We start from the raw sequence: 14,365 nt of genomic DNA, 5'->3' as shown, positions 1-14,365 counted from the left end.
GGGTGATTTTCGAAATTTTTCAAGCATCAGTGTTGCCATATAGCAACGTTTAGATAGCTCATCATTCCTCCTTACCTAGCACACACATGGCATGATGAATTTTACAGATGCTCATCGCACCACCAGTCACCTCTCAATCACTTCATCTCTTTTCTTAATGGTATACCTCACAACGTCAAAAGACTCTATGCTGCGATGCAATAAAAAACAAACGAAAAAACTTATATACGAACAACTACATTTCTTAATATACCGATGAAAGGTCACGATGCTGGGCTGAAGAAGCCATGCTGCGCAGAATGTGCTCGACGGGAGGCCCTTCGTCAGACGCACTGGAAGGAACATCAGTAAAGACATTTAAACGGTAGGTGGAGCGCTCATATCGGCGCTCGCCTGCCTTCAATGCCCCTCACACCGGCAGCACCCTCAGAGACAACCATCACGATCGCCGAGAGGAATGTATTCAAAATACAAGAGGATCCGAAGCCAACTGGGGATGAAATCTCATTCTTATTGTGCACTGCAGTGTTCTCACCGATACTGCAAGATGTATTGGTCGGCTCCACCATCCAATTCTAGATACCCAGTCGAATATAACGACTGCGAACCAGCCAGCGAGAGCTATCGAATAGACCGGTAAACCAGCTAACGGGACAGAGATTCCATCCCTCTAATGCTGTCACGAGGCGCCTGGTGGCCGAAGGCGATGCCACACTTTTGTGTCGCTTTTTTTGCACAATAGATAGCACTCATATGACTACCGTTATTCACTAAAATTTAACAAACGGATAACTCTTTAGTCTTGGCATATAAACATTCATGTCCATATGATCATCACTGGCGTCTTGTGTCTTTTATGCTTGGCGTTCAGTAAATCCGACTAACTCAGAACATTCATTGAGGGAGGGATAAATCCAATGAAGAAGATTCTTGCTTCCATTGGAATCGCTTCGATGCTGTTGTCTCCGCTGGCATTGGCCCAGTCGGCGACAGGTGTCGTAGCATCAGGCGGCGCCGCTGGCGGTACCGCGGCGACCATCGCTACCGGGCCGTTGACCGGTACTGCCCTGGCTGGGGCGATCGCTGCCGGCATTGGTGTTGGGGCTGGTACCGGCACCGGTACTGGCACGGGCACCGGCGCTGCCGCCAACTGATGCTGTTTGGCAAACCAAATCGACAAGGCCGCCAATTGGCGGTCTTGTCGTGCCTGACCTGGTGGTTGGCCGGATGCTCCACGCATGGCATTGGCAGCGCCCCTATGGCCCCCCAGCTACTTGCCCTGTTGCCTGGTCAAAGCGAAGAGCTTAGCGCTCACGCCGAAGCCCTACCTTATGCCTCATTGACTGCCGGCATGAACGGCAATGAAGCATTGATGGTCATGGCCTACCAAGTGGGCACGGACACGATGTGGCAAGCACAAGACCGCGCCACACTGCAACTGCGCCAAGGGTTTCCCTATAGCACGGCAGGCTTCGATGCCGAGTTGTTGAGCCTGACCTATCCATCGACAGAACAGTGGGCCGCTAGCGACAGCGGCCATCCTGTCAGTAGTCATTGGCGTGACAGCGACGGTAATGAACACTATCTGTCAGGCCAGGTCAGCCGCCGTTGTGAAGCAGCACAGGCGGAGGAGCTTCCCTTGGCGACTCTCGAACTACAGCGCTGTGAAGAGCGGGTGGAATGGTCCAACGGTGACAGCAGCCGCAATATCACTTGGCGCGATCCAAACGACCAACGCTTATGGGCAGGTGATATCGAAGCCTGGCCAGGCGCTGCCCGCCTCGAGTGGCAAGTCGCTCGACCCTGGTGGTAGGTCGAAACCCAGACAAGAGTACGACTTCGTGGAAACAATGCTGAGCAGGACGCTCTTCCCCATCCCTTGTTTCAAGCTCGCCAAATGGTTGCCTTGTCTATGCGCCTTGGCGATATCAGGACCGCTGGCCGCCGAGGCGCCCCAGCAAGACGCCCCTACCCTGCTGGATGCCTGGCTGTCTCTCGAGACGCTTCCCGAAGGTCAAGCCTTCTATCTACGCCGTTCCGATATCGATGCCTTGGAATGGCAGGGCTTGCGTTTGCAAAAGGAATTGGCCTTCCAGATCAATCACCAGCATCAAGCCGGTACCCACGACCTCGCCAAGGGCTTGGCCAAATGGAAAGAACGCCTCGAGCAGCCCGCCACCATGCGTACGCCGGCACGCGCCGACTTGGTATTGCTGACCGCCAACCCACGGCTTGCACCACGGTTATCGTCGCTGGACTCCTATGGTGCCTGTCGTACTCCTGACGGGATCGAGATCTGGAGTTTCATGGGGGTGACCCAACTCGACTGGCAGGCCGGCAGCCGCCTGATCGAATCCCTCGAGCGTATACCCAATGAAGCTTATCGCCGCGCCGATAACGCCAAGGTCATCACGCCCGGCGGCACCATACAGACTCAAGGCATCGCCGCCTGGAACGAAGAAGACATTCCCCTGACGCCAGGCAGTCGTATCGTCATCGAGCTACCTACCGATAATCACTCGACGCATTGGATCAACGAGCATCTGCCTCTTTACCTGGCGGCTCGACTGCCCGGAAACGACTGCACCCTTTACACCCCGGATCAGAATACCGCACATGACGACGTCCAATAGGCTTTCACAAGTCACGTTCGGCATTATTGACGGTTCGACGGCATTTCCCGGCACGTTGCTTACCAGTTTGCTGCTGATCGGCCTGTTATCTTCGCCTCAGACGAGAGCGAACGGTTTCATGCAAGAGCAAAGCGATTTCGGTGGTGTGGGCCTGATGCAGACGCCGACCGCCCGCATGGCCCCTGCAGGCCAGTTCTCGCTCTCCTATAGCCGCACCGCTCCCTATCGCCGCTACAACGTCAGCCTTCAGCCCTTCGACTGGCTGGAAGCCGGCTTTCGCTATGTAGCGATAGAAGGTCGCCCCTTCCTCACGGCATCCTCCGATCGCAATTACCTCGACAAAGGGATGGATGCCAAATTTCGCCTATGGAAGGAGAGTCGCTACCTGCCGCAAGTTGCCTTGGGGTTGCGTGACGCCGGTGGTACTTCGTTGTTCGGTGGTGAATACCTGGTCGCCAGCAAACGCTGGCGTGACTTCGATTTCAGCCTGGGGCTAGGCTGGGGTTACCTCGGCAAACGCGGAGACATCGACAACCCCCTGTCGTTATTGGGTGACAGATTCAAGAATCGGCCCGATCAACAGGGGATAGATCAAACCGGGGAGTTTGGACTGAATCAGCTGTTTCGCGGCCCTATCAGCGTGTTTGGTGGTGTCGAATACCAGACTCCTTGGGAACCACTGATCCTGCAGTTGGAATACGAAGGTAATGACTATGCTAACGAACCGGCCGCATCGCCCTTGACGCAGGATTCCCCCTTCAACTTCGGTGCCCGTTACCAACTGAACGACAATTTCACGCTTGGGCTGGGCTGGCAACGCGGCAACACCGCCATGGCCAGCATCAGCTTCGGCACCAACCTCTCCGGACTCAGCCAGATCAAACGCGACCCAGCCCCGGTGGAACTTCAATCGGCCCCCAGCGAACATACCGGCGATTGGCAGGCCGCCAGCCGCGAACTCCAAGCCAACGCCGGTGTACGCGTAGCACGCATCATCGAGCAGGACGACACCCTTCTGATCGAAGGAGAACCCACGCGCTTCCGTTCGATGCCCAAGACCACCGGTCGCGCCAACCGTATCCTGCACAACTACACCGATGACGACATCGAAACCTTCCGCTACCGCTGGCAGGCAGCAGGCATGTCGCTACGCGAAGACGTGCAACAGCGCGACAAATTCGTTGCCGCCGTCCAGTCCGCGGAAGACGAGAACGACTACCGCTACAGCGTTTATTCCCAAGCGGACACCCAGCGCGGTGGCAAGGTATTATATGAGGAACCGCTGAATCGCTTCCGCTACAGCCTGGGGCCAGGGCTGGACCAAAACTTCGGCGGGCCGGATGGATACTTGTATCGGCTCTACCTGCAAGCGGATGCCGAATACCATACCGATCGCAACGGCTGGCTTGCCGGCACCTTGACCTGGACCTTCGACGACAATCTCGACAGATACGAATATATCGGCCCTTCCGAACTGCCGCGGGTGCGAACCCATATCGGCGACTACCTGAACGAAGCCGACCTGGGGCTGATCAACCTGCAATACACACGCACCGCCAAGCTAGACGACAACTGGTACGCCATGGGATATGGCGGCCTGCTGGAAATGATGTACGCCGGCGTTGGCGGCGAAGTGCTCTATCGCCCGTTCAACAGCCCCTTCGCCCTGGGCGCCGACCTCAACTACGTGCGGCAGCGCGAGTTCGACCAACGCTTCGACCTACGCGACTACAGCACCTGGACCGGCCACCTCACTGCCTACATGGAGACAGGTATCCAGGATGTGCTGGCCAAGGTCAGCATCGGCCGCTACCTGGCCAAGGACATCGGCACCACCTTCGACCTCTCGCGAGAATTCGACTCCGGGGTACGGATGGGCGCCTGGGCTACCTTCACCGATGCCGGCGACGACTACGGTGAAGGCAGCTTCGACAAAGGGGTTTACCTGTCACTGCCCGTCGACGCCTTCTTCACCACCTCTAGCCGAAGCCGGATGCGGCTGGCCTGGCAACCACTGACCCGCGACGGTGGCGCCAAACTGCACCGCCGTTACGAACTCTACGACCTTACCGGAGAGCGGCAGATGGGCCACTACTGGGACCAAACCAACGACGCCTGGGAGTAAAAGAAAACACCGCTACCAGGCAGGCAAGCTCATCCAAGGCTGCACTCCTCTATGGAGTGCAGCTTGCTGCGCGATCCGGCCGTCAGGCCGGTTTAGCAAACAGCAACAAAAAAGTTGCTAACCACCTTGATGGGCAACATAAAAGTTTCTATTCTGCCAATAAAGAAACGGATATGTTGCCATCGCTCATGGACCTTTATACCCAGATCAAGCGAAGACGGCGTCAACTAGGCTTGACGCAGCACGACATGCAGTCCCGTATCGGCATGTCACGCCAGCAATATCAGCGCCTGGAAGCCCATGGCAATCCAAGGCTGGACAACCTGTCCCTCGTTGCCGAAGGCCTCAATGCCGAACTCATGCTGATCCCACGTGACAAAGTACACATCGTGCAACGGCTGCTCGAAGAAGCCACGGAGATATCACGCCAGGCCCCATCCCCTGATGTCGATCCCTGGCACGGTCTATTGGATGATACCGACGACACACCGGGGCATGAGCAATGAAGACCGAAACAGTGGAAGTTCTGGAGATCCGCTTGCACGATACCCATGTCGGCTATTTAGCGGGATACCAGAGCGGCCGCAATGTCATGGTCTTCAATGAGCATTATCGCCAAGATCCCCAACGACCAACCCTGACACTAACCACCCATCCGGCTTTTCCGCGTGCCAGCCAAGTCATGGCATCCCCGTGGATCCGCCAGCAAAGACTTCACCCCTACTTTTCGAATCTACTACCAGAAGGTGCGTTACGCGACTGGCTGGCACAAACACTGAAAGTACACCCCGACAACGAGTTTCCACTCTTATCGCAGCTCGGTCAGGATCTTCCGGGTGCCGTGGTGGCAACTCCTTTGGCCGCTGAAGATATTCCCGATCATGTACTCGCCCACAGAACCCATATCACACCAGTCAAACGAACTCACCGGCCAGGGCAAGGATTCTCCCTGGCCGGCATTCAGATGAAATTCTCGGTGCGAGAGCGAGAGGGGCGCTTTCATTTCAACCATGCCGACACCTTGGGCGACTGGATCATCAAGACGCCATCAACACGCCATCGCGGCGTACCCGTCAATGAGTTTACCGCCATGCAATTGGCCGAAGCCGGCGGCATCGAGATTCCCGAGGTTCGACTCGCCACCTTGGGCGACTTGGAGGGACTCCCCCCCATCAGCTTACCTGAGGAAGAATGGGTCTATGCCATCAAGCGATTCGACCGGTTGAATGGAGTGCGTCAGCACACCGAAGACTTGGCGCAAGTCCTGTTTCACTACCCACACGACAAGTACGGAGCCACCAACTACGAGCAGATCGGCAAACTGCTCAGGGCCTATACCCAAGATGGATTGGCTAACATCCAGCAATTCGCTCGTCGCTTGTTGGTGAATGTTCTCCTGGCCAATGGCGATGCCCATCTCAAGAACTGGAGCTTCCTTTACCCTGACCAGCGTACGCCCGTGCTTTCCCCTGCCTACGACATCGTCATGACCAAAGCCTATATCGACGATGAGCAGGAAATCGCCCTCAACCTCAATGGGCACAAGAACTGGTATCGAATTGGAGAGGAGGACTTCAAAGACTGGGCCAAAACCGTTGGCATTCCTTGGGCATCGATTCGCGTAGCGCTGAACGACACCATGCGGCGCGCCCGAGACCTCTGGCCAAAGCTCCTAGTAGAAAGCCCCATGCTGCCCGAACATCAGGCACTATTGAAAGCCCACTGGCGGCAGTTACCTCCAGAATGGCGCATTGATACTGCCCCGGAATAGGAAATGTAATACCCCCACCGCTGCGCGATCCGGCCAACAGGACGGCATTGGAAGCAAAGCCACCCTCATCGCGAAGCGGAGCTTCGCTCCCACAATAACCCTGTGCCACCTCCAGCCCCTGTGGGAGTGCAGCTTGCTGCACGATCCGGCCGCAGGCCGGTATGGAGGCAAAGCCACCGTCATCGCGAAGCAGAGCTTCGCTTCCACAATAGCCCCGCGCCACCTCAGCCGCTGTGGGAGTGCAGCTTGCTGCACGATCCGGCCGTCAGGCCGGTATGGAAGCAAGCCACCGTCATCGCGAAGCAGAGCTTCGCTCCCACAATAACCCCCTGCCACCTCCAGCCCCTGTGGGAATGCAGATTTTCTGCGCGATCAATCTGCGTTAACCTAATTAATTCTCGGTAAGGAAGCCGATATGCCATATCCTCGCAGTCATGCACTTAGAAATGGGCGACGTTCGATAAAGGGACATTACTACCTGATAACGATGGCCACACAAAACCGCCATCCTTGGTTTCTCCCAGCGAGAAACGCTCGCATTGCCTGCCGACACCTCTACTCCCCTGCGGTAAGCCAACTTGGCGAAACCCTCAGCTATGTCGTTATGCCAGACCATGTACATTGGTTGATACAACTGTCTGGCGAGATATCGAAGCTAGTCAGAATCTATAAAGCCAAAGTGTCATTGGATATCGGCACCACATTCTGGCAGCAAGGATTTCACGATCATGCTATCAGGCAGGAAAGCGAACTAAAGGCTACCGCCAGGTACATAGTGGCCAATCCTCTAAGGGCTGGTTTGGTTAACGATATTGGCCAATACCCATACTGGAATGCTGTGTGGCTATAAGCTGCCAGTACGTGTTGAGAATCATTCTTCATTGCGAAGCGGAGCTTCGCTCCCACCATAACCCCATGCCACCTTCTTGTGGGAGTGCAGCTTGCTGCACGATCCGGCCGCCAGGCCGGCATTGGAAACAAAGCCACCCTCATCGCGAAGCGGAGCTTCGCTCCCACAATAACCCTGTGCCACCTCCAGCCCCTGTGGGAGTGCAGCTTGCTGCACGATCCGGCGCAGGCCGGTATGGAGGCAAAGCCACCGTCATCGCGAAGCAGAGCTTCGCTTCCACAATACCCCGCGCCACCTCAGCCCCCGTGGGAGCGCAGATTTTCTGCGCGATCCGGCCGTCAGGCCGGTATGGAAGCAAGCCACCCTCATCGCGAAGCGGAGCTTCGCTCCCATCTCGCCCGAGCCACCCAGCCCCCGTGGGAGTGCAGCTTGCTGCACGATCCGGCCGTCAGGCCGGCATGAGAAGCAAGCCACTGTCATCGCGAAGCAGAGCTTCGCTCCCATCTCGCCCGAGCCACCCAGCCCCCGTGGGAGTGCAGCTTGCTGCACGATCCGGCCGTCAGGCCGGCATGGGAAGCAAGCCACTGTCATCGCGAAGCAGAGCTTCGCTCCCACCTCGCCCGTGCCAACCTCAGCCCCCGTGGGAGCGCAGATTTTCTGCGCGATCCGGCCGCTAGGCCGGCATTGGAGGCATGCCACCATCATCGCGAAGCGGAGCTTCGCTCCCACCATAACCCCGTGCCACCCCCAGCCCCCGTGGGAGTGCAGCTTGCTGCACGATCCGGCCGTCAGGCCGGCATGAGAAGCAAGCCACTGTCATCGCGAAGCAGAGCTTCGCTCCCACCTCGCCCGTGCCAACCTCAGCCCCCGTGGGAGCGCAGATTTTCTGCGCGATCCGGCCGTCAGGCCGGTATGGAAGCATGCCACCATCATCGCGAAGCGGAGCTTCGCTCCCACCATAACCCCGTGCCACCTCCAGCCCTTGTGGGAGTGCAGCTTGCTGCACGATCCGGCCGCCAGGCCGGCATGGGAAGCAAGCCACTGTCATCGCGAAGCAGAGCTTCGCTCCCACCTCGCCCGTGCCAACCTCAGCCCCCGTGGGAGCGCAGATTTTCTGCACGATCCGGCCGCCAGGCCGGCATTGGAGGCATGCCACCATCATCGCGAAGCGGAGCTTCGCTCCCACCATAACCCCGTGCCACCTCCAGCCCTTGTGGGAGTGCAGCTTGCTGCACGATCCGGCCGCCAGGCCGGCATTGAAAGCAAGCCACCATCATCGCGAAGCGGAGCTTCGCTCCCACCATAACCCCGTGCCACCTCCAGCCCTTGTGGGAGTGCAGCTTGCTGCACGATCCGGCCGCCAGGCCGGCATTGGAAGCAAGCCACCGTCATCGCGAAGCGGAGCTTCGCTCCCATCTCGCCCGAGCCACCCACCCCCCGTGGGAGTGCAGATTTTCTGCACGATCCGGCCGCCAGGTCGACTTGGTCGTGTCAGGGGCATGGTTCGAGCCCCTAGACGCAAACAATGCCCGATAGGTCGCAAATGGGCAGCCGCAGACGAAAGGAAATGAGGGACTGTTAAAGAGCTAACAATAACCGGAGTCCCTCAATGCCTACTTCTAACCTCGCCTCAGCGATTCGCTCCATGCGCTCCCCACTTGCACTGCCTGGATTCGGACTCGCTCTGTGCCTTGGTATCACCGTCTCCGCCCAAGCGGCCACACGCCTGGATTTTTCCAACGAATACAATGCCAACTCGATCCACGCCCAGGGTGATGCCTATTTTATCGAGCAGGTCAGCGAACTGACCGACGGCGAAGTCGACATTACGCTGCATACCGGAGGTGCGCTAGGCTTCAAATCCGGTGACCACTTCTATGCCGTAGCCGACAACGCTGTGCAAATCGCCGACACTCTCTCGGGCACCATGAGCGGTATCGACCCCCTCTTCCTGCTTTCCTCGCTCCCCTTCCTGGTCAATGGCGTCGATGAAGCCCATCGCTTGTACGAGATCGCACGCCCCTACTACGACGAAGTGTTCGAGGACAACGACCAGGTCCTGCTCTATGCCTCGCCCTGGCCGGCAAGCGGCATCTGGTCACGTGACGCCGTCACCTCCGGCGAAGATCTCCAGAATCTTAAGATCCGCACCTTCGACCGCAGTGGCACCGAAACCCTGCTCAATGCGGGAGCAGCCCCAGTCAGCCTCTCCTGGGCCGATGTGGTTCCACAGCTAGCCACCGGGGGCATCAATGCCGTACTCACTTCCGCCGAAGCTGGCGCCAATGCCAGTTTCTGGGAGCACCAGCAGCACTTCAGCGGTATCCAGTACGCGATCCCGTTGAACATGGTGCACATGAACCGCGATACCTTCGAATCCCTCCCGGAGGATCAGCAGGAAGCCCTGCGCGAAGCGGCTCGCCGTACCGACGAACACAATTGGCAAGTGGTGCGCGAACGCACCCAGAGCAACTACGCCACCCTCGACGAGCACGGTGTAACGATCCATGATCCCATCCCTGCCGACTTCCAACAGTCGTTGGCGGATGCCGCAAGCCCGGTCGTCAGTGGTTGGCAAGACACCATGGGCGAGCGCGGCCAGGAGATCCTCGACGCCTTCCATAACGGGCAAACCCAATGATCGGTTGGCTGGTTACCTTGTCGCGAGGCTTGAACCGCCTCGCGGCAGGGGTCGCGATTCTGCTGATCCTGTACATGTTCGGGCACATCATCCTCGAGATCGTATTGCGGCTGTTCGGGCACTCGACATTCATCCTCGATGAATACATCGGCTATGCCGTCGCCGCCATGACCTTTCTCGGTCTGCCCTATGTCCTGGAGAAGAACGGACTGATCCGTGTTGCACTGGTTCTCGACCGATTGCCCAAGAAATGGCACTGGCCGCTAGAACTGCTGATCGCCGTGACCAGCTTCGGGGCCTTTGGCTGGCTATCGCTGTTCTGGTGTCAGAACGTGGTTCGCAGCTATCAGCGTGGCATCACCAGCGACACCCTGTCCGAAACGCCGTTATGGATTCCCGAGGGCATCGTGCTGCTCGGCCTGTGGCTGCTGTGCTTCACACTGGTAGTTCGCAGCCTGCAGCTTGTCACCAAGCGCTCACACCATACCCACCCGGCGACACAACAAGACTGAGGATCATCGACTATGGACATGGTATGGATCGCCATTGGTGTGGCGGCACTGCTGATCACAGTGCTGGCCATGGGAACCTGGGTCTTCGCCGCCCTAGTGATCGCCGCCATGGGGTCGCTATGGTGGCTGGGAGATTTCGACCTCGACCGCATCGGGCTGATCTTCTCGCGGATTCTCTACCGCGCCGGCAACAGTTGGGAACTGTCCGCGATTCCACTCTTCATCCTGATGGGTGAACTGATCTTCCGCTCCAATGTGTCCGAGCGGTTGTTCAAGGGGCTTACACCACTCACGCGTCCCTTACCCGGTGGCGTGCTGCACACCAATGTGTTCGGCTGTGCATTATTTGCCGCCGTCAGCGGCTCCAGTGCCGCTACCACGGCTACCATCGGCAAGATCACCACCCGCGAACTCGCCACCCGCGGCTACGACCGCAACCTGTCGATCGGTTCCCTGGCCGGCGCGGGTAGCCTGGGGCTGTTGATTCCGCCATCCATCGTGATGATCGTCTACGGCGTACAGGCAGAAGTCTCGATCAGCAAACTGTTCATGGCCGGCGTGGTACCTGGCCTGTTGATCGCCCTGCTGTATAGCGGCTTCATCGTCCTGCGCAGCATGATGAAACCACAACTCGCCCCCCGACAAACGGGAAACGAAGTGGGAACCTGGCAAGCCATTACGCTACTGACCCCGGTAGTGGTCCTGATTACCATCGTCATCGGTTCGATCTATTCAGGTATCGCCACGCCATCGGAAGCCGCCGCCGTCGGCGTGGCCGCCACCCTGGGTTTGCTCGCCCTGGAGCGTCAGCTCACCTTCCCCATGCTGCTCGATGCCCTCAAAGGCACCCTGATCAGTGCCACCATGGTATGTAGCTTGCTGGTCACCGCCATGCTGCTCTCCACCGCCATGGGCTACCTGCACCTGCCCCGGGAACTGGCAGCCTGGATCGCCGCGCAACAGTTCTCACCCATGGCCCTGCTCATGGCATTAGCGGTGTTCTACATCGTGTTGGGACTATTTCTCGACGGCATTTCGATCACCGTGATGAGCCTACCCATCACCCTTCCCATCGTCATACTCGCAGGCTTCGACCCGCTGTGGTTCGGCGTCTTCCTGGTGATCATGGTAGAGCTTGGGCAGATCACCCCACCCGTCGGCTTCAACCTGTTCGTGCTCCAGGGCATGACCGGTGAGAGCATTGGACGAGTGGCCTGGGCATCGGCCCCCTTCTTCCTGCTGATGTGTCTGGCCGCTGCGCTGATCAGCGTGTGGCCAAGCCTTGCCCTATGGCTGCCCACACTGCTTGCCAGCTGAAAAACGTACCGCCATTGCACGGTCAGCCGTGTAATGGTGTATTACGCTGAAGCCCTGTCCAATTCCTGAAACATCTTGCGAAAACGTCCTGCGGAAATATCGAACAGCTGGTGAAAAGAGCGACGGAAGTGAGAGATGCTGACAAAGCCCGTGGCAACCGCGATTTCGGCAATGGACTTGTTGGTTTGTTGCAGTAACTGCCGAGCGTGGGTCAAGCGTAATTCCAGGTAATAGCGCGAAGGGCTGGCATTGACATGGTGACAGAACAGCCGCTCGAGTTGGCGTCTGGAGATCTCCGCACACTCGGTGATCTCCACCATCGACAATGGCTCCTCGATATTGTTTCGCATCAATTGCAGCGCGGTTTTCAAAGGTTCCGGCAGGGTAGGATTACGGTCGACACTGCAGACCGAGACGTCGATGACTTCCGCCATCTTGTCGCAACTCAGCACCTCCTCGATGGCGCTGGCGAATTCCAGGCCGCAATCGTTCTTGACCACCTCGAGCATCATGTTCAAGGAACTGCTGGCGCCTGCGCAGCTGACCCGATCCCTGTCCAGTACAAAACTACGATTGGAAACCACCACATTGGGAAATTCTTCCATCATCATCGCTCGGCCATCCGGATGGAAGGCGCACTCGTAACCATCCAGCAGCCCGGCTTCGGCAAGGAAGTAGGCACCATTCCATAGCCCGCCGAGCACCACTCCCGCGTTACCGGCGGTTCTCAGCTTGGAACGTATGGCAGGAGTGGCACGTGGCTGCACTCGCAGGCCACCACACAGAACGAGGATGTCCAACTGCCTCTCGTCGAGCTGCGATAGCTGGCAATCAACCGAGATATCGATGCCCAGATCGGAAAGCACCGTATCGCCTCCATTACTACCCACCACCAATACTTCATAGACAGTGGCCGGTCGCATCAGATTGGCGGTCACAAGTGCATCGAGCGCCCCGGTGAAAGCCATCATCGAGAAGTTCTCCAACAACAGAAAGGCCACACGCCTCACTTCCGAAGCCGGCTGAAAAGGACCATCGGGTTCGATATACACCATATTCTTGTTTTTCAACAAACTTGAGAAATGTGCCCCCACAGCCACCTCCTTTTTATATCATGGAGAGGTCAAATTTTATGTTTGATAGTCGATCGCATTTGAAATATTATTTCGAGTCTAGACGATCGCTACCTTTGTATGACGTTCCATCATGCGGCAGCTCCAACACCCGATCAAGTGAATATCTCTTTCCCTGTCATTGATGCCTATCAATCCGGGAGCAGGATGTCTATCGACAGATCGCAAAACAACATACAAGCATACTGTTTTAGAATTGACTAAGTTTCGCAGGTATAAAGTCGGTAATCCGCTATTTTTCTCAATGTCGCTTGCCGGCACTTTGGTGTCGCAAACCGTCCCTTGTGATGGGATGGCTCTACAGCATGATGAATGCACCCATCCTGCTGATAGAGGCATGAAATGAAGAATTACAATAGCAAGAAATTGGCATTAAGCGTGGCCATGCTTGGCATGATAGCAACGGCTGGGAGTGCCCAGGCAGATGCCATCACCCTCAATTTTCATAGTGGGCTCTCGCAAACTCGTCCAGAAGCCGAGCATATCGAAAGATTCGCCAAGCTGGTCGATGAAAAATCTGGTGGGGAACTGAAAATCGAAGTCTACCATGCAGGAGCTTTGGGCCTTAAAGAAGCCGATATTCTGCGAACGCTGCAACGCGGCATGGTAGATATGGCGCTGCTATATGGCGAATATTATACACGTGACGCGCCTGCCCTGGCATCGGTATATGCCCAGGGAGCGATTACCGATGCGGAGCAGCACCTCGATATCCTTCCCGTCATCAAGGAAATGTACGACGACGGCTTTGCAAAGTGGAACATCCAAACGGTTGGCGGTGTAGTCGCCCCCATTTTCGATGTCGGCCTCCATTGCAAAGAGCCAGTCAATTCCCTCGAAGACCTGAAGGGCAAGAAGGTACGTGTCTGGTCACGACATTTGGTCGATACCTTTGATGCACTAGGCATCTCCGCACAAGTGATTCCCCAAAACGACATGTACATGGCGCTGCAAACAGGAGTCGTGGACTGCGCCTACTACCTTTCCACCGTAGCCAAGACCGTCTCTCTGCAAGAAGTCACGGAATATGAGTCCTATCTACATCCCTGGGCTGCCTCCCCGTGGATTTTCGGGATCAGTGAGAGAAGCTTGGGACGACTCGATGACAACCAGCGGCAGGCACTCGAGGAAGCGGGTCAAGAGATTTGGGAAGAGACACGCGAGATTGCCGTCAGTCCCGAACGCGAAGCTCAGGCACGGGAAGAGCGTGAATCGCTAGGCATTACCATCCTGCCACCATTCTCCGAAGCAGACGTCGACACCTTCGTCACGGCAGCGTGGGGGACCTGGAAAACCATGGCCGAAAACGCTGGAGAAGATGGAATGCACTATTACAACACCGTCACACAGGCACTTTCCGAATAGCAACACGAAAGGAGTCGG

Annotated in this window: 12 protein-coding genes; 11 read left to right on the top strand and 1 reads right to left on the bottom strand. The window is 57.2% G+C overall.

From position 1 onward, the window contains the following. Nucleotides 1-917 precede the first annotated feature (917 nt). The 10 genes from L861_RS02025 (at nucleotide 918) to L861_RS01975 (ending at nucleotide 11,849) form a co-directional block, all read left to right on the top strand. Nucleotides 918-1,154 (top strand): hypothetical protein, encoded by a 237-nt coding sequence (locus tag L861_RS02025; protein ID WP_016414870.1) that lies wholly within the window; start codon nucleotides 918-920, stop codon nucleotides 1,152-1,154. Between the two features lie 104 nt (nucleotides 1,155-1,258). Next, a complete protein-coding gene (locus L861_RS02020; protein WP_161629075.1) occupies nucleotides 1,259-1,813 on the top strand; it encodes a YjbF family lipoprotein in 555 nt (184 codons plus the stop codon). Between the two features lie 37 nt (nucleotides 1,814-1,850). Further along, nucleotides 1,851-2,633 carry a capsule biosynthesis GfcC family protein gene (locus tag L861_RS02015; protein WP_016414868.1) on the top strand — a complete coding sequence of 261 codons (783 nt, stop codon included), beginning with the start codon at nucleotides 1,851-1,853 and terminating at the stop codon, nucleotides 2,631-2,633. Between the two features lie 118 nt (nucleotides 2,634-2,751). Continuing rightward, the gene (locus L861_RS02010) at nucleotides 2,752-4,758 is read left to right on the top strand and encodes a YjbH domain-containing protein (RefSeq protein ID WP_016414867.1); all 2,007 of its coding nucleotides are present in this window, start codon (nucleotides 2,752-2,754) and stop codon (nucleotides 4,756-4,758) included. Between the two features lie 173 nt (nucleotides 4,759-4,931). Next, the gene (locus L861_RS02005) at nucleotides 4,932-5,264 is read left to right on the top strand and encodes a helix-turn-helix domain-containing protein (RefSeq protein ID WP_016414866.1); all 333 of its coding nucleotides are present in this window, start codon (nucleotides 4,932-4,934) and stop codon (nucleotides 5,262-5,264) included. After that, nucleotides 5,261-6,529, top strand: a complete 1,269-nt coding sequence (locus L861_RS02000; protein WP_016414865.1) for a type II toxin-antitoxin system HipA family toxin — start codon at nucleotides 5,261-5,263, stop codon at nucleotides 6,527-6,529. Before L861_RS02005 ends, L861_RS02000 begins: the two co-directional genes overlap by 4 nt. 415 nt (nucleotides 6,530-6,944) lie before the next feature. After that, a complete protein-coding gene (locus tag L861_RS01995) occupies nucleotides 6,945-7,379 on the top strand; it encodes an REP-associated tyrosine transposase (protein ID WP_016414864.1) in 435 nt (144 codons plus the stop codon). 1,609 nt (nucleotides 7,380-8,988) lie between these two features. After that, complete coding sequence (locus tag L861_RS01985) at nucleotides 8,989-10,020, top strand: TRAP transporter substrate-binding protein (RefSeq protein WP_027947969.1); 1,032 nt, start codon at nucleotides 8,989-8,991, stop codon at nucleotides 10,018-10,020. Beyond that, nucleotides 10,017-10,532: a TRAP transporter small permease gene (locus tag L861_RS01980; RefSeq protein ID WP_016414860.1), complete on the top strand. Its 516-nt coding sequence runs from the start codon at nucleotides 10,017-10,019 to the stop codon at nucleotides 10,530-10,532. Before L861_RS01985 ends, L861_RS01980 begins: the two co-directional genes overlap by 4 nt. Before the next feature lie 12 nt (nucleotides 10,533-10,544). Further along, entirely contained in the window at nucleotides 10,545-11,849 is a 1,305-nt protein-coding gene (locus tag L861_RS01975) for a TRAP transporter large permease (RefSeq protein WP_016414859.1), read from the top strand. Nucleotides 11,850-11,890: 41 nt separating this feature from the next. On the opposite strand, the gene L861_RS01970 is transcribed toward L861_RS01975, so the two are convergent. Next, complete coding sequence (locus L861_RS01970) at nucleotides 11,891-12,904, bottom strand: GlxA family transcriptional regulator (RefSeq protein ID WP_081645786.1); 1,014 nt, start codon at nucleotides 12,902-12,904, stop codon at nucleotides 11,891-11,893. 420 nt (nucleotides 12,905-13,324) lie between these two features. On the opposite strand from L861_RS01970, the gene dctP reads away from it, so the two are divergent. Further along, nucleotides 13,325-14,347 carry a TRAP transporter substrate-binding protein DctP gene (gene dctP, locus L861_RS01965; protein ID WP_016414857.1) on the top strand — a complete coding sequence of 341 codons (1,023 nt, stop codon included), beginning with the start codon at nucleotides 13,325-13,327 and terminating at the stop codon, nucleotides 14,345-14,347. Nucleotides 14,348-14,365: the final 18 nt, after the last annotated feature.

This window comes from Litchfieldella anticariensis FP35 = DSM 16096, from assembly GCF_000409775.1.
GTDB classification, from domain to species: Bacteria; Pseudomonadota; Gammaproteobacteria; order Pseudomonadales; family Halomonadaceae; genus Litchfieldella; species Litchfieldella anticariensis.
Note: the sequence above shows the minus strand (reverse complement) of the source record. Positions and strands in the feature narration are given on the sequence as shown.